Origin of the sequence: Virgibacillus doumboii, from assembly GCF_902806455.1 — a bacterium.
GTDB classification, from domain to species: domain Bacteria; phylum Bacillota; class Bacilli; order Bacillales; family Amphibacillaceae; genus Lentibacillus; species Lentibacillus doumboii.
The window spans coordinates 1,758,289-1,775,570 of sequence record NZ_CADCWQ010000001.1 but is presented as its reverse complement, the minus strand read 5'-3'; the positions used below and the strand labels follow the sequence as shown (position 1 = coordinate 1,775,570).

Annotated in this window: 21 protein-coding genes, 1 other RNA gene and 1 pseudogene; 5 read left to right on the top strand and 18 right to left on the bottom strand. The window is 37.4% G+C overall.

From position 1 onward, the window contains the following. Positions 1 to 7: 7 nt before the first annotated feature. From G6R02_RS08625 to vrrA, 4 genes are all read right to left on the bottom strand, one after another. Positions 8 to 559: a histidine phosphatase family protein gene (locus G6R02_RS08625; RefSeq protein ID WP_164668816.1), complete on the bottom strand. Its 552-nt coding sequence runs from the start codon at positions 557 to 559 to the stop codon at positions 8 to 10. A 145-nt stretch (positions 560 to 704) separates the two neighbouring features. After that, positions 705 to 911, bottom strand: a complete 207-nt coding sequence (locus tag G6R02_RS08620; protein ID WP_164668815.1) for a DUF6501 family protein — start codon at positions 909 to 911, stop codon at positions 705 to 707. A gap of 47 nt (positions 912 to 958) precedes the next feature. Continuing rightward, positions 959 to 1,918 carry a peptide-methionine (R)-S-oxide reductase MsrB gene (gene msrB, locus G6R02_RS08615; RefSeq protein WP_164670350.1) on the bottom strand — a complete coding sequence of 320 codons (960 nt, stop codon included), beginning with the start codon at positions 1,916 to 1,918 and terminating at the stop codon, positions 959 to 961. Between the two features lie 76 nt (positions 1,919 to 1,994). Next, positions 1,995 to 2,447 carry a VrrA/YqfQ family protein gene (vrrA, locus tag G6R02_RS08610; RefSeq protein WP_164668814.1) on the bottom strand — a complete coding sequence of 151 codons (453 nt, stop codon included), beginning with the start codon at positions 2,445 to 2,447 and terminating at the stop codon, positions 1,995 to 1,997. Between the two features lie 509 nt (positions 2,448 to 2,956). Between vrrA and G6R02_RS08605 the strand changes: the two genes are divergently transcribed. Then, a complete protein-coding gene (locus tag G6R02_RS08605; protein ID WP_164668813.1) occupies positions 2,957 to 3,283 on the top strand; it encodes a YolD-like family protein in 327 nt (108 codons plus the stop codon). Positions 3,284 to 3,304: 21 nt separating this feature from the next. On the opposite strand, the gene G6R02_RS08600 is transcribed toward G6R02_RS08605, so the two are convergent. The 7 genes from G6R02_RS08600 to G6R02_RS08570 all read right to left on the bottom strand — a co-directional run bounded on the left by G6R02_RS08600 (position 3,305) and on the right by G6R02_RS08570 (position 7,000). Next, positions 3,305 to 3,526: a YozE family protein gene (locus G6R02_RS08600; RefSeq protein WP_164668812.1), complete on the bottom strand. Its 222-nt coding sequence runs from the start codon at positions 3,524 to 3,526 to the stop codon at positions 3,305 to 3,307. Positions 3,527 to 3,538: 12 nt separating this feature from the next. Continuing rightward, positions 3,539 to 4,303 carry a twin-arginine translocase subunit TatC gene (tatC, locus tag G6R02_RS08595; RefSeq protein ID WP_164668811.1) on the bottom strand — a complete coding sequence of 255 codons (765 nt, stop codon included), beginning with the start codon at positions 4,301 to 4,303 and terminating at the stop codon, positions 3,539 to 3,541. A gap of 64 nt (positions 4,304 to 4,367) precedes the next feature. Then, the gene (locus G6R02_RS08590) at positions 4,368 to 4,556 is read right to left on the bottom strand and encodes a twin-arginine translocase TatA/TatE family subunit (RefSeq protein ID WP_164668810.1); all 189 of its coding nucleotides are present in this window, start codon (positions 4,554 to 4,556) and stop codon (positions 4,368 to 4,370) included. 18 nt (positions 4,557 to 4,574) lie between these two features. Next, the gene (gene tatA / locus G6R02_RS08585) at positions 4,575 to 4,781 is read right to left on the bottom strand and encodes a twin-arginine translocase TatA/TatE family subunit (protein ID WP_164668809.1); all 207 of its coding nucleotides are present in this window, start codon (positions 4,779 to 4,781) and stop codon (positions 4,575 to 4,577) included. Positions 4,782 to 4,932: 151 nt separating this feature from the next. After that, the gene (mobA, locus tag G6R02_RS08580) at positions 4,933 to 5,511 is read right to left on the bottom strand and encodes a molybdenum cofactor guanylyltransferase (RefSeq protein WP_164668808.1); all 579 of its coding nucleotides are present in this window, start codon (positions 5,509 to 5,511) and stop codon (positions 4,933 to 4,935) included. A 16-nt stretch (positions 5,512 to 5,527) separates the two neighbouring features. After that, positions 5,528 to 6,016, bottom strand: coding sequence for a dihydrofolate reductase (locus tag G6R02_RS08575; RefSeq protein WP_164668807.1), 489 nt, complete (start codon positions 6,014 to 6,016; stop codon positions 5,528 to 5,530). Positions 6,017 to 6,043: 27 nt separating this feature from the next. Further along, the gene (locus tag G6R02_RS08570; protein WP_164668806.1) at positions 6,044 to 7,000 is read right to left on the bottom strand and encodes a thymidylate synthase; all 957 of its coding nucleotides are present in this window, start codon (positions 6,998 to 7,000) and stop codon (positions 6,044 to 6,046) included. 155 nt (positions 7,001 to 7,155) lie between these two features. Between G6R02_RS08570 and G6R02_RS08565 the strand changes: the two genes are divergently transcribed. Next, a complete protein-coding gene (locus G6R02_RS08565; RefSeq protein ID WP_164668805.1) occupies positions 7,156 to 8,178 on the top strand; it encodes a C40 family peptidase in 1,023 nt (340 codons plus the stop codon). 80 nt (positions 8,179 to 8,258) lie between these two features. Further along, positions 8,259 to 8,621, top strand: coding sequence for a DUF2512 family protein (locus tag G6R02_RS08560; RefSeq protein ID WP_164668804.1), 363 nt, complete (start codon positions 8,259 to 8,261; stop codon positions 8,619 to 8,621). A gap of 58 nt (positions 8,622 to 8,679) precedes the next feature. Here G6R02_RS08560 and G6R02_RS08555 read toward each other — a convergent pair whose 3' ends face one another. Both G6R02_RS08555 and G6R02_RS08550 read right to left on the bottom strand, forming a co-directional pair. Continuing rightward, entirely contained in the window at positions 8,680 to 9,270 is a 591-nt protein-coding gene (locus G6R02_RS08555) for an HD domain-containing protein (protein WP_164668803.1), read from the bottom strand. Next, positions 9,270 to 10,940, bottom strand: a complete 1,671-nt coding sequence (locus tag G6R02_RS08550; RefSeq protein WP_164668802.1) for a formate--tetrahydrofolate ligase — start codon at positions 10,938 to 10,940, stop codon at positions 9,270 to 9,272. The genes G6R02_RS08555 and G6R02_RS08550 overlap by 1 nt, the downstream gene beginning before the upstream one ends. Positions 10,941 to 11,297: 357 nt before the next feature. Here G6R02_RS08550 and G6R02_RS08545 point away from each other — a divergent pair, with 357 nt between their 5' ends. Next, complete coding sequence (locus G6R02_RS08545; protein WP_077326602.1) at positions 11,298 to 11,498, top strand: cold-shock protein; 201 nt, start codon at positions 11,298 to 11,300, stop codon at positions 11,496 to 11,498. A 165-nt stretch (positions 11,499 to 11,663) separates the two neighbouring features. After that, entirely contained in the window at positions 11,664 to 12,338 is a 675-nt protein-coding gene (locus tag G6R02_RS08540; protein WP_164668801.1) for a queuosine precursor transporter, read from the top strand. A gap of 35 nt (positions 12,339 to 12,373) precedes the next feature. Here G6R02_RS08540 and G6R02_RS08535 read toward each other — a convergent pair whose 3' ends face one another. From G6R02_RS08535 to rnpB, 5 genes and pseudogenes are all read right to left on the bottom strand, one after another. After that, positions 12,374 to 12,886 carry an isoprenylcysteine carboxyl methyltransferase family protein gene (locus tag G6R02_RS08535; RefSeq protein WP_164668800.1) on the bottom strand — a complete coding sequence of 171 codons (513 nt, stop codon included), beginning with the start codon at positions 12,884 to 12,886 and terminating at the stop codon, positions 12,374 to 12,376. Beyond that, complete coding sequence (locus G6R02_RS08530; protein WP_164668799.1) at positions 12,883 to 13,974, bottom strand: type III polyketide synthase; 1,092 nt, start codon at positions 13,972 to 13,974, stop codon at positions 12,883 to 12,885. The genes G6R02_RS08535 and G6R02_RS08530 overlap by 4 nt, the downstream gene beginning before the upstream one ends. A 95-nt stretch (positions 13,975 to 14,069) precedes the next feature. Next, a pseudogene (locus G6R02_RS08525) lies at positions 14,070 to 15,629 on the bottom strand (carboxypeptidase M32). Further along, positions 15,562 to 16,710, bottom strand: a complete 1,149-nt coding sequence (locus G6R02_RS08520; RefSeq protein WP_164668798.1) for a THUMP domain-containing class I SAM-dependent RNA methyltransferase — start codon at positions 16,708 to 16,710, stop codon at positions 15,562 to 15,564. Before G6R02_RS08520 ends, G6R02_RS08525 begins: the two are co-directional and overlap by 68 nt. Positions 16,711 to 16,849: 139 nt before the next feature. Next, an RNA gene (gene rnpB, locus G6R02_RS08515) (RNase P RNA component class B) lies at positions 16,850 to 17,234 on the bottom strand. Between the last annotated feature and the right edge of the window lie 48 nt (positions 17,235 to 17,282).

Below are 17,282 nucleotides of genomic sequence, written 5' to 3'. Positions count from 1 at the left end.
GAACACATTAACCGTTCCATAAGCATTGAATGGAATATTTGTCATCATCAATATTGATTAAATAAATATCAGGGTTTCGGAGATTCTTCCACCCTTCAAAACCAAAATTGCGATCATATTGATGAAGTAACAAGGCAATTAAATTTCCATGACTAACCATAATAACATTTGTCGCACTTTCATCTGAAAAAATATTGTCAATAACTGATTTACCACGTTTTATGGCATCGTTACCGGATTCACCGCCTGGCAGGCTGAAATCAAAATCAGAAAATGATTGTTCCAGTACTTCTATCCAGTCATCTATTGGATACTCACTTAAAATACGTTCCTTTAACCGGTTATCCACATTGATTTCCAAATTATTTTCCTCCGCATAAGGCTTGATACTTTCGATAGCACGTAAATATGGACTTGAGATGATCCTGTCAGCAACAATATCCTTTTCCGTAAAAAAGGTATTAAGTAATTGTGCTTGCCTTATGCCTTCACTTGTCAGCGGCGAATCTATATGTTGTCCATTTGCTGAGCAGTGACGAAGCAAATATATATTTTTCAATCTGATTCAGCCCCTTTCCAAAAGTGTTAATAGAAAAATTTGAAATATTTTTATAATATATTAATTATATCATTAAATACCAAGAATAGAAAACGTTTAAAAAAGTTTATTGACTCATATATAAAAAATAACAGGTCGCAGCCTGTTATTTTACCTCTTTAAAATAATCTTTAAGAAAACCTCCTAAGCGGTTACTGTTGTCAATTATAAAATAAAATTCTTCTGTCTCATTTTTTACATCGTACTGTTTACCGGGTGTCAGTTTATTATGCACAACAAACTTTTTTGCATCCGCATGAACACACTCAATCTTTTTAATAGTTTTACGGTTCTCCCAGTTCAAATGAATCATTTGCCATCACTCCCTCTTTAGTTTACATAATTATATTATTGTATACTCTATTTAAAAAGATATAAATATTCTTCGTACCCTTTTTCTTTCATTTCTTCTTTTCGAATAAACTGCATGGCAGCTGAATTCATACAGTAACGCAGACCACCTTTATCTTTTGGCCCATCATCAAAAACATGTCCTAAATGAGAATCTGCATTTTTACTTCTTACTTCCGTACGGATCATACCATGTGAGGTATCGGTATTTTCATTTACCTGATGAGGATCTACCGGTTTTGTAAAGCTTGGCCACCCACAGCCCGCGTCAAATTTATCATGTGATGAAAATAGTACATCACCAGATATAATATCAACATAAATCCCCTCTTGTTCATTATCCCAATATTCGTTGTCATACGGTCTTTCCGTACCATTTTCCTGTGTGACACTATATTGAATTGGGGTTAATTTTTCTTTTAGTTTGGATTTGTCGGGTTTTTGCTGCCAGTTCTTTTTAATAAAATCCTCTCTGCCAGATCCTTTTTTATATAACCGATAATGAAACGACTGTTTTTTATAATAATCCTGATGGTTTTCCTCTGCCCGGTAAAATGCCTTCGCAGGGATTACAGGAGTGACTATCGGTTTGGAGAACTTTCCACTTTCCTCCAGCCTTTGTTTTGATTGTTCCGCAACCTCCAGCTGTTTTTCATTATGATAAAAAATAGCAGTCTGGTATGACTCACCCCTGTCATTAAACTGACCGCCCGCATCGGTTGGATCGATCTGCTGCCAAAAAATCTCCACTAGTTTACCATAAGGCATGATTTCAGGATTGAATTCAATTTGTACCGCTTCCACATGCCCTGTAGTATCCGAGCACACCTGTTCATATGTTGGATTTTCCACATCTCCACCTGTATAACCCGAAACGACACTTATAATACCCGGGCGCTCATCGAATGGTTCTACCATACACCAAAAGCATCCGCCTGCAAATGTTGCTAATTCCGTGGACAATGAAATCCCTCCATTCAGTTCATGTATATCTTATCCCTATTTTTCCGCTTTTAGTAAAAAAAATCAAGTTGTGCGCCTATAGTTATATATATAGTTTTGGTGTGGATTTACCAGTATTGTCATTAGTTATTTGGTTGTCGGTTTCAACCTGCGCCTCAGTATAAACAGCAGTTTCACCTGCCTCCTCCTCTTCACCCTCTAAATGATTGTCTGATTCCTCCAGTTCATCATCCTCGTCATCGTCTGTATCATCACTTTCTTTTAGCGCTTTCATTAATTGGAACATCGTTGGAATATTTTTGACTATTGGGGCATATTGCTGCACGATTGGGGCTGTAGTTTGAATAACTTTCAATACTTGCTGTACATTATTCAACTTTTGAGTAAGTCCTCCGATCCGGTCCGGAGAAAGCAAACTTCGACCAGGTTGTTGTGGCAAATTTCGGTACATCATCGGATGCATATTGTTTCCCTGAAAACCACGGTTCATAGATGGTTGATTATTCGGCGGCAGCTGCTGTATGGGCCATACCATAATATCCTCCCTTTCAAATACAATTTTCTAGATTATTGTACGTATTAATTGTAAAAGGGTGTAGGCAGTAATCACTGAATTGGATAAAAAACCTTTACTGTCGCCAGTAAAGGTTTTGAAGATGATTAGTCAGCGCTTACCTCGGATGCAATAATAAATCCAATGGTTCCTGTGAGAATAATACCAAATACAATTGCTGTAAACATATTATCCCTTCTTTCCTACTCTTATATCTTTAGTATAAGCTATCATAATTGTTAAAACGACTCATTATTTTGACGATTTTATGAACCATTTCTAACCTTATTTCAGTAAATATTTCCCGGGCAACCGCATGATACAACATAAACTAACAAATATTATGCAAACTTTGACGAAACAATGTGAATTTGTGGATATTTATGCACAACAAATGATAATAAATTTAAGTTAATCAAACGTTTGTTCAACCATTTTTTAATTGAATTAGGAACCTATGTTCGTATATAATAATAATGAGGTGATTAAAAATGTCAAATGACCGTGGTACGATAAAATGGATATCATTAATGCTTCCGGAGCATGTCAAGCTGCTTAAAGAAATGTGGCAGGAGGATCATAAAACAGCAAGGCCTGTACTGGATTCACAGCAAATAGAGATGCTTAATGGACAAATACTGGAAGCATTTAAAAGTCAGGCAGCAGTTACACTATCCTATTATTCAAATGGAGAAATTTTTAATCAAAATGGAATAATTACTGTGCTGGATAGTGATGCAAATAATCTTACTTTATGGACGATAAGTGATACAAAACTTACAATACCTTTCCACGATATAATAGCTGTATCCATATAAAAGCTCTGGAAATACCAGAGCTTAATTAATACTTTTATTTTTATAAGCATCCCAAAGCTGATCAAATACGTTCAATGCATTTACAAAAGGGCTGTTCCATTCCAAATAATCGCTGATTTCATCATAGTCTGCAGAATGTTTGGGGAAATCATGATCATGAAACATCCAGTCAGCAAGCCGGCTTATATCATCTGCTTGCTTTTTTCCCCTGTAGGTCATCATATAATGGTAAAACGAACGCATGGATTTTCCCCCCTATTCAAAACTGTCCTTCTCCATAAATTCCCGGTGTTTTTTAAGCTTTTTACGATAAACGATTCCGGATAAGTAAATGCTGATTTCATATAAAAGGATTAATGGTACCGCTGCGACAAGCTGTAACACAAAATCTGGAGGAGTAATCATCGCTGCAACGATAACAAGAATAAGATAGCCGTACTTTCTCGTTTTTCGCAAAAATGCCGGCGTAAGTATTCCCAAGGAAGTTAAAAACATAACAACAATTGGAAGTTCAAAGAAAACTGCAAACGGGATAACAATTCGAAACAACAATTTGAAGTACCTGTCATATGTAAATAATTCGTTAAACATACCATCGTTAAGCGAGAGCAAAAATGGAATAATAAGTTCAACAAAAATAAGATACCCAAAGACCAGTCCGCCAATAAATAAAATGAATACAGCCGGGATATAAATTAATGAAGCTTTCTGTTCTGATTTAGTTAAACCCGGTTTAATAAACAACCATATTTGCAGGCATAAAAGTGGTAATGTTCCAATTATGGCAACAAGTCCCGCGAGAGTTAAATATACGGAAACAGTATCAGTTAACCCGGTAATGGTCAATTTGAAGTTAAGATCGTTTTCAAAAAAGTAATAAATCGGTTCAACATAGATAAACCCGACAATAAACAATGCGATGAAAATAATCGCAGTTACAATAAGCCTGTTTCTTAATTCAGATAAATGCCCGACCACGTTCATTTCTTTTTTATGTTCATATCGTTCATCTTCAGACATTCTTACACTCTCCCAGCACAAAAGAAGATGTAAGGAATCTCCCCCTACACCTTCGCAAACTCAATTATTTATTCGATGATTTATCATTTTTACGGGAATCATCATCTGAAACAATATCTTTTGTTGCATTTTTGAATTCTTTTAACGAACTGCCAACAGCTTTGCCGATTTCGGGCAATTTAGAGGGGCCGAAAACGATCAATGCAATGATTAGAATTAAAATTAACCCTGGAAAACCGATGCTACTGAACATTTATATCACTCCACAGAATTATTTGCTGTTTTCCCCTTTAACGATCTGTTTTGTTTCTTTAACCTCATCGGTAACATCCCCTGTCAGATCCTTTGCCGAGTGTTTGAATTCACGCAGCGTTTGGCCGGCCGCTTTACCGATTTCAGGCAGTTTTTTTGGACCAAATATAACTAGAGCAATAAGTAGGATTAAGAGTAATCCTGGAAATCCAATACTTGAAAACATATGTACACCTCATTTGTAGTTAGTTCTTATTATAAATCTAAATGACTAAATTTTATATAATCACATAAAAAATACACAAAACGTTCAAATTTTTCCTTAAATCTATCACTAATCGTATATAGTTTAACACGACTATCGATTATTTAACAACTTATAACAGCTTTGCCGATTCATACTGATCCGGATAATTCATATTAAAAAAATGTCTTGTTAAAACATTTTCCGGAATGTTCCCGTACGTACTAATATAATTGACGCTAATATGATCAAACAGTCCCCTGACCTTTCGTTCGTCATTATCCAATTGCTGCTGTATTTTCGGCAATATTTTATTGGTATAAATTCCGGAAAGCGGGTGGAGTTTTTTATTATAAACTGGAATAACTGCATCAAAGTCCTGTAAAGCGTTCAATAAATAATTATAAACTTCCTTACTTACAAATGGCATGTCACAAGCTGCACATAAGTATACACTCGCATCACCATGGTAAATCGCCGATTCAAGACCAGCTAATGGACCTTTACCAGGATATCTGTCCGCGTATAAATTTGTACCAAGAAACTTATATGATGGAGGATCATTAGTAATTACTGAAACCGAATTACTGCAAGTTTTGAGTTCAGTAGTAATATGCTCAATAACTGGTTTGCCGGTTAATGTCAGTAACGACTTATTCGTTCCCATACGGGATGACTCTCCGCCGGTGAGAACAACTCCACAAATATTCATATGCAATCACTGCCTATCATTTTCGGTCATATTGCAAAAAATAGTAATCGTAGGGATTCTTCTCATTCTTCTCCCCTTTTTCTTTTGTTGTTATCGTCCATTCTTTATCAGAAAACTCAGGGAAGTATGTATCTCCTTCAAATATTTCATCAATCAGTGTAATATACATACGGTCTGCATCAGGCAGTATCTGTTTAAAGATATTGCCTCCCCCAATAACGAAATATTCTTTGTCGGGATTTTCTTTAGTCCATTCACGGATTATATCGAGATTATCAATTACATCCAACCCGTCAGGAAAATCAGTTTGTTGCCGTGTAATTACCACATTTTTACGATTTGGCAAAGCTTTTCCGATTGATTCGAAGGTCTTTCTACCCATAATAATCGTGTTGCCGGTAGTTTTTTCTTTAAAAAATTTCAGGTCATTTGGTAAACGCCAGGGTAAATCACCTTCAGCACCAATCGTTCGGTTGCTATCCATAGCTACAAGTAACGAAATCATAAACGGTTTCCCTCCTTGAAATAATGACTAAACTGCAATTGGTGCTTTTATCGACGGATGCGGGTTATAATTAACCAATTCAAAATCGGATAATTCAAAGTCAAAAATGGAATGTTTATCTTTATTTATCTTCAGTTCCGGAAACGCCCTATTATCACGGCCAAGCTGGGTTTTTACTTGTTCAACATGATTCGAGTATATATGTGCATCACCCAGTGTATGAACAAACTCACCTGGTTCAAGATTGCACTCATGAGCAATCAGCAAGGTCAACAGGGCATAACTTGCGATATTGAAGGGCACACCAAGAAATACGTCACCGCTGCGCTGATACAACTGACAAGAAAGTTTGCCTTCTGCTACATAAAATTGAAACAACGTGTGACACGGCGGCAATGCCATATTGGGAATATCTTCTGGATTCCATGCCGATACAATATGTCTGCGGGAATCCGGTTTGTTGCGAATTGAATCAATCACGTTTTTTAATTGATCAATTGTCTCGTCTGAAGAGGTTTTCCAGTCACGCCACTGTTTTCCGTAAACCGATCCCAGATCCCCAAACTGACCAGCAAAAGCATCATCATGCAAAATTTTTTCTTTAAAGATACCCATTTGTTTTTGATATACCTGATTAAATTCAGAATCCCGCTGACTCCGATTACCAAAATCTGTCATGTCGGGTCCGACGTAATCTGCACTTTCCACCCAATTCTTAAAAGCCCATTCATTCCAAATATTATTATTGTTTTGCAATAGATAACGGATATTCGTATCCCCTTTAATAAACCATAACAATTCACTTGCAATTAAACGGAATGGAACCTTCTTTGTCGTAAGAAGCGGAAAGCCTTGACTAAGATCAAAACGCATTTGATGACCAAAAGCGGAATATGTGCCAGTATTGGTCCGGTCTTCTTTTTTAGTTCCATTTTCCAGTACATGTTTACACAAATCAAGATAGGCTTGTTCACCTTTTGGCATGTTATCATCCTCCACATATCGATCATAATACAAAAATATTTATGTATCATTATAACTTAATTTATTGTAACACAAACGTAAACTGGAAGGAGCATAATCAACATGAAATCGACATAAATCTGTTAAGAAGAGTCTACAGGAAAGGGGATATTTGCATGCTGAATGGTACTGTCGAGCAAGTAGTTAAACACTCAGTTCTATACAGCTACGTGTTAAGTCAACCGTTTGCTGTTTACGTTGATGCATATCCTGTACTTCAGAATAAACAATTAATGGAAGCCGGGCAAGCGCAGTATGGACAGCAAGGAGAGGTTGTTCGGATACTTCAGCACAAACTTAACAAACTATCCTACTATGAAGATGAAATTGATGGTGATTTTGCCGTATTAACCGAGCATGCCCTAAAAAAGTTTCAGGCAGACAACAACATAAAAGTTACCGGTCAAGGCGATTTTAAAACATTAAATGTAATGATTGTAAAAGAAAAGAAAAAATACATGGACCAAATTAAAAATATGTCAGAATCTATTTATCCGGGTATGCACAGTGAAGACGTTAAAATTGTACAGAAGGCATTGGAGTATTTTGGTTATTACACAGGTGAAATTGACGGAATCTATGGTCCTCTTACAAAAAAAGCACTGGAAACTGCAGAAAAAGAACATGACCTTGATCTGGTGAATGAAGTATCACAATCATCCCTTACAGCGTTATATGAATCAGACGATGAACAAGTTGAACAAAAAGTCGAAAAAGAGACAGTTAAAAAAGAGACAAAAGAGGAACAGCAGGAACCTAAGAAGGTTGACGTTACAGGTGCGACATACACAAAAGTTATTGAAGAAGCATATGCACAAATAGGAACTCCATACGTATGGGGTGGTGAATCACCAAGCGGATTTGACTGCAGTGGTTTTATACAATACATTTTTGGCACACAAAACATCACTTTGCCCCGGACGGTCAGTGATACGTGGAATTTTACACAACATGTAAACAGCCCTTCAGTTGGAGATCTGGTATTTTTTGAAACGTATAAACCCGGACCTTCTCATATGGGAATTTATATTGGTAATGGTAAATTTATTCACGCTGGTGAGTCACGCGGGGTAGAAATAAGCAAATTGAAGAATTCGTATTGGAATCAACGGTACCTGGGTGCCAGAAGAGTAAATTAGTGTTTATTGGTATTATTCCGGATTAATCCTGCTTTTATGGTAAATACTAATAATGTATAAACTGTAAAGGTGGTATAGAAATGACCGGATTAATAGTAAAATTAATTATATGCCCAATTAGCCTGTTTCTTGCTTCATGGATATTTCCAAATGTTGACTTCGGGTACTGGTATCAACCTATTATTCTTGGAGTTGTGTTAGCTTTTGCAGGTTATTTTATGGAGAGAGCTATGTTACGTGAAGAAACAAATTGGTTAAGTGTGTTTATGGATTTTATTGCTTCCACGTTGATTGTCTATTTCGGTTCGATGTTCTTAGTGGATACGGAAGTTACTTTTTTCGGAGCGATATTGACTGGTGCGCTGCTTGCGGTAACTGAAATCTTCCAGCATAATTGGTTGCTCGGCAGCGGCAGAATTGAAAAAGAAACAGTAAGTGATTAGACATATCGAGTAGAAAGTAAATTGCTTTCTACTCGATATTTAATTTTCTCCCGGATACTTACCATTCTTTAAAAAATTGTTCCAGGAATTTTTCCATAAAACGATGTCGCTCTTCGGCAATTTGTTTAGCTGTATCCGTATTCATCATATTTTTTAATTTAAGCAGTTTATCATAAAAATGCTGTACCGATGTATTATTATGATTACTGTCATGCCAGATTAATTGCCCATTTGAACCACCAAAGGCAAAGCTTCGTGCAATACCGATAGCTCCAAGCGCATCAAGCCGGTCCGCATCTTGGACAATCTTCCCTTCGAGGGTGACAGGTGTCTTTCCTTTACTGAAAGAAACATCTTTGGCTGCAGTTTTAATATAGTCAATTTGTTGTGAAGTACAATTTAACGAATGTAAAAATTCCTCAAGTTTCTCCAGTTCTTTTTCACTGTCTGAAAAAAGCTTTCCATCCCCAACGTCGTGTATCCATGCTGCGGCTTCACATATGAATATATCTGCTTTCTCGTACTCTGCAATCGCTTTGGCTGTATTAGCGACCCGCTTCATATGGAAGAAGTCATGACCGGTTGCATCGTCATTGAAAATATCATAGACATAAACGCGAATCGCTGTTAATTTTTCTTGGTTATTCATCAAAATAAACCCACAATCTTTCCATCATCCACTACATCCATATTCAATGCAGCCGGATGTTTCGGCAGTCCCGGCATTGTCATCATATCCCCTGTCAGCACTACAATAAAACCGGCTCCAATGGATGGTCTCAGTTCTCTAATTTTAACGGTAAAGCCAGTTGGTCTACCCAATAGGGAAGGATCATCTGATAATGAATATTGCGTTTTTGCCATGCAAATTGGCAGCTTTCCCCATCCTTGCTGTTCATAAAAATTGAGCTGTTTTTGGGCCCTTGTGGACATTTCTATATCGTCCGCACCATAAACTGTTTGTGCTACTTTCCTAATTTTTGTTTCCAGACTGTCTTCCAGGTCATAAATCCTTTTAAAATCCCTTTCGGTGGAATCAGCTTTCTCTACAACCTTTTCGGCCAGTTCGATACCGCCGTCGCCACCCTTTGCAAATATATCAGCTAAAGCCACATCAATATTTCTCTCATTACACCAATCTGTAATAAAATCTGTTTCAGCAATTGTATCTGCAGGAAATTTATTAATAGCGACTACAAACGGTAAACCAAAATATTCAATTGTTTCAATATGTTTCTCCAGATTTTTCATTCCTGCTTTTAATGCTTCCACATTTTCAGTTTTTAAATTATCTTTTGCCACTCCGCCATGCATTTTTAATGCTCTTACAGTGGCAACAATTACAACTGCATCCGTATCAATATTACCGGCACGGGACTTGATATCGAGGAACTTTTCAGCACCTAAATCAGCTCCAAATCCAGCTTCGGTAATTACATAATCACCCAGTTTGGCAGCAGATTTCGTCGCCATAATACTGTTGCATCCGTGTGCAATATTAGCAAATGGCCCTCCATGTATGATTGCGGGAGTATTTTCAAATGTTTGCACAAGATTGGGTTTGATCGCGTCTTTTAGTAAAAGCGTGAGTGCTCCTTCGATTTTTAAGTCTTTAACAGTGACTGGTTCTTCGTCATACGTATAACCAATAACAATTCGTGACAGTCTTTCTTTTAAATCATCTATACTTGTTGCCAGGCATAAAATAGCCATAATTTCTGAGGCAACGGTAATATTAAACCCATCTTCCCTTGGAACACCGCGCAAAGGACCACCTAAACCAACAACTATTTGACGCAATACACGATCATTCATGTCCATAACACGCTTCCATTCAATTCGTCGTGGATCGATATTTAATTCATTTCCACGATGGATATGGTTATCAATAATCGCTGATAATGCATTATTCGCACTTGTTATTGCATGCAAGTCACCGGTGAAGTGTAAATTGATGTCTTCCATCGGCAGCACCTGGGAATAACCTCCTCCTGCTGCTCCGCCCTTCATACCCATAACCGGTCCCAAGGATGGTTCACGCAAAGCAATTATTGCGTTTTTATTTATTTTATTAAGTGCCTGTCCAAGTCCAACAGTAACAGTTGATTTGCCTTCTCCAGCAGGTGTCGGGTTAATGGATGTTACCAATATTACTTTCCCATCAGGTTTATTTTTTAGCTTGTTCAGTAATGAATCTGACAGTTTTGCTTTCGTATGACCGTATGGCTCCCAGTCTCCCTCGGTAAGATCCAGCTTTCCGGCAATTTCTCCGATTGGCTTTAATTCAGCAAGTTGCGCGATTTCAATATCAGACTTCATATAAAAATAACCCCCTATTTTCAGCTAATTACAGTTTAACTTATTTATCAATTATTTTACATAAATTTTGGACAACTTTTAAAGCGCTTTCAGGTAAATCGTGTGTTTTTTTAAAGCGTATTATGAATTCGGTAAAAAATAACAAATTTATAAAGACAATTTCTTGACTGGAAGCCTAAAATAAGCTATATTAGACACAAGCAAAGAAGATGTATGGAATCATTAATGACAGGCAACTTCTATAGAAGTGGATGTGATAGTGATCCTGCCCTTCTATACGAAGTTGTTTTTTGATATTCATTTATCTGCTTTGTATTAACACGTTTTACGTGAAAGTTTTTAGGAGGATTATTTAACATGGAAAACGGAGTAGTAAAATGGTTCAACGCAGAAAAAGGTTATGGCTTTATTCAGGTTGAAGAAGGAAATGATGTATTCGTACATTATTCTGCAATCCAGGAAGAAGGCTTCAAGTCTTTAGAAGAAGGACAAGAAGTTGACTTTGAAATTGTAGAAGGCGAGCGTGGCCCGCAAGCTGCAAACGTTGTTAAAAAATAACCAAAAATTACTATCATATATATAAGCGGTAATCTCAAGTGGATTACCGCTTTTTTTGATGTAAAAGTTTCTTGCTTTTCGTAATACGTATACGTATAATTAATTTTGTTGCTTTACGCGGTTCGCAAACTCCCGCGTTATCAAAACTAAGGAGGGATTTTCAAAATGCCAAATGAAGTAATTTGGATTTTATTTGCATTGGTAAATTTTGCACTATTACTGGCTTTCTACCGGATGTTTGGGAAAATGGGGCTGTTCGTTTGGATTGGTATGGCTACTGTTATCGCAAATATTCAGGTGCTTAAAACGGTTGAACTATTTGGTCTTACCGCAACATTGGGAAATATCATTTACGGAACAGCATACCTTGCAACAGATATTTTAAACGAAAAATATGGTAAAACAGATGCCAAAAGAGCCGTTTGGATAGGTTTTTCCACACTAATCGCCATGACTGTCATGATGCAAATCGCACTCGTGTTCAATCCGGGAGCAGATGATATTGCGCATGAATCACTCGCAACATTATTCGGGATTATACCCCGTGTAGCTTTGGGAAGTTTGGCGGCTTATGCTGTCAGCCAGTATTTTGACGTATGGATTTATGATAAATTACGTAAAATGTTTCCATCAGACAAATTTTTATGGCTGCGTAACAATGGCAGTACAATGATTAGTCAACTGTTGGATACAGCAGTATTTTGTACAATAGCATTTTACGGAGAATATCCTACTTCTGTATGGATCGAAATTTTCTTTACGACATATGTAATTAAATTTATTGTTGCAATAATTGATACGCCATTTATGTATATTGCTAAACATTTTCATAAAAAATAATCAAAACGAGGCTGTCCAGGGACGGCCTCGTTTTATTATGGAGTAGCTTTTGTAAGAGCTTTTTCCTCGCTTGGAATTCGTATTTTTAACAACAGTAAATGAAGAACCGGGAAAATCATTCCAGTAATAGGTGCACCAATAAGAAATGGAATAACAAACAGTTCAGCAGCAACAATTATATAATTCGGATGTTTTACATATTTGTATGGTCCTTTTTTGATTAATGCCACGCCTGGTAATACGATTACTTTGGTATTCCAGAACTTTCCTAACGTCTGGATGCACCAGATCCTTCCAATTTGTGATAAAACAAAGATAGAAAGCAAAAAATAATTTAGCCCTGCATAAGAGTGATCATACAACGTGGCCTCTAAAATCATCGACGTGAAAAATAAACAATGGAGAAGAATAAACAATTTATAATGCTTCTCACCTTTCTCAATCCCACCCTTGCTCTTCATCCAAACTTCATTGCGTTTGGCAATGTATAACTCAGCAAGCCTCTGTGCGATAACTGCAATAATAAACAGCCACATCCAGGTTGTCATCTTTTATCCCACTCCATTAACAGTAATTCCGAGCTGAACCCCGGGCCCAACGCTGATAATATACTTACTTCCTGTTCCGGCATGTCTTCCCGCATCCATTCATAAAGAACATAAAGTACTGTTGATGACGACATGTTCCCATGATTTTTTAAAACACCATATGAATGTTTGAATTTTTCACTGGGGACTTTCAGTACTTCCTCCATTGCTTCCAGTACCTTCTTACCTCCGGGATGTGCAATGAAAGAATGTACATTACCAGTGGTTAATCGGTTTTGATTCATAAACTCCTCGATATGCCGATCCCAAAAGCTCCGTACAAGCGAAGGAATACTCTTTGAAAATATAACTTCCAACCCATTATTGCTGACATTCCAACCCATAATTGCATTACTGTTTTTCTTTGTGGAAGAACTTGTTCGGGTTATTCGGGGGATAGATTGCCTGCAATGGGAAAGGTATTGTGATTCCTCCCCTGCCAGCAATGCAGCACTTATTCCGTCCCCGAAAAGAGCCGTTCCAATCAAATTACTTTTTTGGATGTCATCTTTTTGGAACGTAAGACTGCAGAGTTCGCAACAAACTAACAGCACAGTTTTATCCGGGTGTGCCTTAAGCCAATCATATGCACGAGATAAACCAATGGCTCCACCTGCACAACCAAGTCCCCATAATGGCATTCGGGTAATATCTTCCCTGAAGTTCCGTTCATTCATTAAATATGTATCCATTGAGGGAGTGGATATACCTGTGCTTGAAACAAAAATAATCATATCAATCGCTTCATACGGAACATTTTGTGTCAGAAACTGCTTGTTTGTCAGGCATTCATCGATTGCCTGCAATGAATATTCTTTAGCGTGTGAATGATACAAGTCATTTTTTTCCTGAAACGAATGACTTTCTTTAAACCAATTTTGTTCAACAACAAATTGTCGCTTATCTATCAAAGCATTATCAAATACAGGTAATAACCTGGTTAGTTGTCTATCAGAGAAGGTAAAAATATTCTTTACTAATTCTTTGATTGTCTGCTGTGACAACTCATGTGACGGGACACCTAAACCAAGTGAACATATATATGCCATGTACTCACCTTTTTAAGTTTAGTTTGGATAATTTGGCTGAAATTAATACGCATTGATGACAAAAAAAGAACAGAGAATCACTCCTCTGTTCTTTTTTAGAACGTATAAATATCGCTGTATTTTTTTGTTAAATAATTGACAAGATGGTCTGGATTCAACTTTTCGTTTGTAACTGCTTCCAGTATATCAAGCGGTTTTTTCATTTTCCCGTATTGATGAATTTTTTCCGTCAACCATTCTCTGATTTGAATAAAGTCACTGTTACTGATTACTTGTTCCAAATCCATTTCTTTAGTTAAAGTATTATGAAATTGTGCTGCATACATATAGCCTAATGCGTAAGATGGGAAATAACCGAAGTCTCCGCCTGCCCAGTGTATATCCTGTAACACTCCATCTTTATCATTCGATGGTTTTATTCCTAAATAGTCGTTCATTTTTTCGTTCCAAAGGTGAGGTAAGTCCTTTACCTCTATTTCATCATTGATCAACGCTTTCTCGAGTTCATAACGGACCATGATATGAAGCGAATAAGTTAATTCATCTGCTTCAATTCGAATCAATGATGGTTTTACTTCATTTACCGCGCGATAAAAAGCATCCAGTGGAAGTGAATCAAAACGTTTTGGTGCATAGGACTTGAATAATTCATAATGTTTATCCCAAAATGCTTTACTTCTTCCAACAAAGTTCTCCCAAAATAACGATTGTGACTCATGAATTCCCATTGAAGTTCCGGTTGCCAATGGCGTATTTGCAAGTTTCCTGCTGATATTTTGTTCATATAAGGCATGCCCGCCTTCATGAATCGTTCCAAACACAGCCATACGAAAATCTTTTTCATCATATCGTGTAGTTACACGAACATCATCCATATTCAGTGCAATTGCAAATGGATGTATCGTTTCATCCAGACGTCCCGAAGAAAAGTCATACCCCATTTGTTTTAATACTTCCAGGGTGAATGCTTTCTGATCTTTTTTTGGAAACTCCCCTGTTAGAATACCAATGTCAGGCCTTGAATTGCTCTGGTTAATTTTTTCAAGCAATGATGTCAGTGATTTTCTCAATGAAGGAAATACATGATCAAGCGTCTTAACAGTAACACCAGGTTCATAATTATGTAAAAGTGCATCATAGATGTTATCTTGGTAACCTCAGTATTCTGCAAATCGTTTGTTAAATGCTGCTAACTTTTCCAGGTACGGCTTAAATAATGCAAAGTCACCTTTTTCCCGTGCTTCCTGCCATATTGCTTCCGACTTCGACTGCAGCATAACATATTCTTTAAATTCAGCATTGGGTATTTTATGGTTCCGCTCATAAACTTCTTCACATTCCTCGATTGTTTTCTGCATTATTTCATCTTCTGTGTTGCCTTTTAAAGCATCAATAAAATATTTCATTTTTTCTGATGTTTCCAGTTTGTGAAGTTTTTCAGACAGGAACCCGACTGCTTCTGATCGCTGCTCCACTCCCTTTTTTGGAATCTTCGTGCGCAGATCCCAGTGGGTCAGCATAATTGTTTCCCGGTATGCATTTTGCTCATTTAACAATTCCTTAAAATCCTTCTCGATTTGTTTCACGTTATCCACCGTACTCCTCCTTTTGTTTCTTGCCAAAGTACTGGTAATAATTCGTTTGGATAAAGCCATTAAAGAGTTTCCGTTTTTTGGTAGCCTTTTTACCGTACTGTTTTTCAAATGCTTCGAAAGCCGTTAATATATATACACTCCATGATGGATGCTGGTTCATGACTTCCCCTAATTCCCGGTAAATCCTGCTGACTTTCTCTCGATCTCCAATGCGCTGTCCGTATGGAGGGTTACCAATGATGTAACCATTATCCTTACGCAGAAATAAATCTTTAACCTGCATTTGCTTCCAGGAAACTAACTCTCCTAATCCAGCTTCCTTCGCGTTATCATTTGAAATTTTTATCATCTTGTGATCAATATCGAACCCGGTAATGTCAAGGACTTGATCATAATTTGCTTTATCTTCAGCTTCTTCAAAAGCATCATCCCAATAACGGGCTTTTATAAAATCCCAGTTTTCCGAAGCAAATTCACGATTAAATCCAGGCGCAATATTTTGACCGATTAATGCTGCTTCAATCGGGATGGTTCCTGACCCGCAAAAAGGATCGATCAATGGTAATTCGGGCTTCCAATTGGTTAATAAAATCAATGCAGCTGCCAATGTTTCTTTTAATGGTGCTTCACCCTGACCGACACGATAGCCTCTTTTGTGCAGACCGGTGCCGGATGTATCCAGTGTTAATATTGCCTCGTCTTTATGGATCGCCACCTCGATTTTATACAATGCACCTGTCTCCGGCATATTCTTTGCCAGGCCATATTTTAATTTGAGTTTTTCGGCTATAGCCTTTTTTACGATTGCCTGGCAGTCCGGGACACTATGTAATGTCGATTTTACTGATTTACCTGAAACGGGGAATTTCCCGTCTTCTGAAATAAATTGTTCCCATGGTAATGCTTTTGTTGCTTCAAATAATTCAACAAAGGTAGTAGCCTTAAACTTGCCAACCTGCAGCTTAATTCGGTCACCGGAACGCAGCCATAAGTTACAACGTGGAATTGCTGAAACAGGAGCCTGGAATACAACCTTTCCGTTTTCAACTTCCACTTCATAGCCGAGTTGTCTAATTTCATTTGCTACTACGGATTCAAGACCCATAGCAGATGTTGCAATTAATGTTACTTCCTGTGCCATACATTATTTCCTTTCATTTCAGGATTTAAGTAGTTATAGTTTACCATAATATAGTAAAATGAATCACAAAAAAACCTTTCCAATTGCAGAATCACAATCAGAAAGGTTTGTGTTTACTCGTAATATAGACCATTGAATACTCAGGTAAGCCATGTTCTGTTCCATTGTACTCAAACGGTGGTCAACCTTGTACAGTGGTCGTAATCATCTATCTACAAGTATTTTTAGTAATACTTGTCCCTTTTTCGGTTCAATTCCCTAGTCAAGGGTGCCCCTACCTTTATTTGGGTTGCTCACTCGCGGGGTTTACCTCGTTCCACCCGGAATGTTTCCAATCCGGCTTCGTCACTGTGGCACTTTCAAGTATACTTATCCATATCATATGACTTAGGACTTTTTACTGCCGTTAACCATATGGCTACCTTGACTTATGATTTCGTCAAGCACGAACACTACAGGCGTCGCAGCCCGTGTGAGCATGGACTTTCCTCTACATACTACATATGCAGCGATTACGTGAGTATTCAACATTTTGCCTTACACATTATAACATATAACCTGTAATACATCAT

Excerpts from the sequence above, each read along its gene's own strand:
- G6R02_RS08620 (WP_164668815.1), bottom strand. The coding sequence starts at position 911 with ATGATTCATTTGAACTGGGAGAACCGTAAAACTATTAAAAAGATTGAG.
- vrrA (WP_164668814.1), bottom strand. The coding sequence starts at position 2,447 with ATGGTATGGCCCATACAGCAGCTGCCGCCGAATAATCAACCATCTATG.
- G6R02_RS08605 (WP_164668813.1), top strand. The coding sequence starts at position 2,957 with ATGTCAAATGACCGTGGTACGATAAAATGGATATCATTAATGCTTCCG.
- G6R02_RS08600 (WP_164668812.1), bottom strand. The coding sequence starts at position 3,526 with ATGCGTTCGTTTTACCATTATATGATGACCTACAGGGGAAAAAAGCAA.
- tatC (WP_164668811.1), bottom strand. The coding sequence starts at position 4,303 with ATGTCTGAAGATGAACGATATGAACATAAAAAAGAAATGAACGTGGTC.
- G6R02_RS08590 (WP_164668810.1), bottom strand. The coding sequence starts at position 4,556 with ATGTTCAGTAGCATCGGTTTTCCAGGGTTAATTTTAATTCTAATCATT.
- tatA (WP_164668809.1), bottom strand. The coding sequence starts at position 4,781 with ATGTTTTCAAGTATTGGATTTCCAGGATTACTCTTAATCCTACTTATT.
- mobA (WP_164668808.1), bottom strand. The coding sequence starts at position 5,511 with ATGAATATTTGTGGAGTTGTTCTCACCGGCGGAGAGTCATCCCGTATG.
- G6R02_RS08575 (WP_164668807.1), bottom strand. The coding sequence starts at position 6,016 with ATGATTTCGTTACTTGTAGCTATGGATAGCAACCGAACGATTGGTGCT.
- G6R02_RS08570 (WP_164668806.1), bottom strand. The coding sequence starts at position 7,000 with ATGCCAAAAGGTGAACAAGCCTATCTTGATTTGTGTAAACATGTACTG.
- G6R02_RS08565 (WP_164668805.1), top strand. The coding sequence starts at position 7,156 with ATGCTGAATGGTACTGTCGAGCAAGTAGTTAAACACTCAGTTCTATAC.
- G6R02_RS08560 (WP_164668804.1), top strand. The coding sequence starts at position 8,259 with ATGACCGGATTAATAGTAAAATTAATTATATGCCCAATTAGCCTGTTT.
- G6R02_RS08555 (WP_164668803.1), bottom strand. The coding sequence starts at position 9,270 with ATGAATAACCAAGAAAAATTAACAGCGATTCGCGTTTATGTCTATGAT.
- G6R02_RS08550 (WP_164668802.1), bottom strand. The coding sequence starts at position 10,940 with ATGAAGTCTGATATTGAAATCGCGCAACTTGCTGAATTAAAGCCAATC.
- G6R02_RS08545 (WP_077326602.1), top strand. The coding sequence starts at position 11,298 with ATGGAAAACGGAGTAGTAAAATGGTTCAACGCAGAAAAAGGTTATGGC.
- G6R02_RS08540 (WP_164668801.1), top strand. The coding sequence starts at position 11,664 with ATGCCAAATGAAGTAATTTGGATTTTATTTGCATTGGTAAATTTTGCA.
- G6R02_RS08535 (WP_164668800.1), bottom strand. The coding sequence starts at position 12,886 with ATGACAACCTGGATGTGGCTGTTTATTATTGCAGTTATCGCACAGAGG.
- G6R02_RS08530 (WP_164668799.1), bottom strand. The coding sequence starts at position 13,974 with ATGGCATATATATGTTCACTTGGTTTAGGTGTCCCGTCACATGAGTTG.
- G6R02_RS08520 (WP_164668798.1), bottom strand. The coding sequence starts at position 16,710 with ATGGCACAGGAAGTAACATTAATTGCAACATCTGCTATGGGTCTTGAA.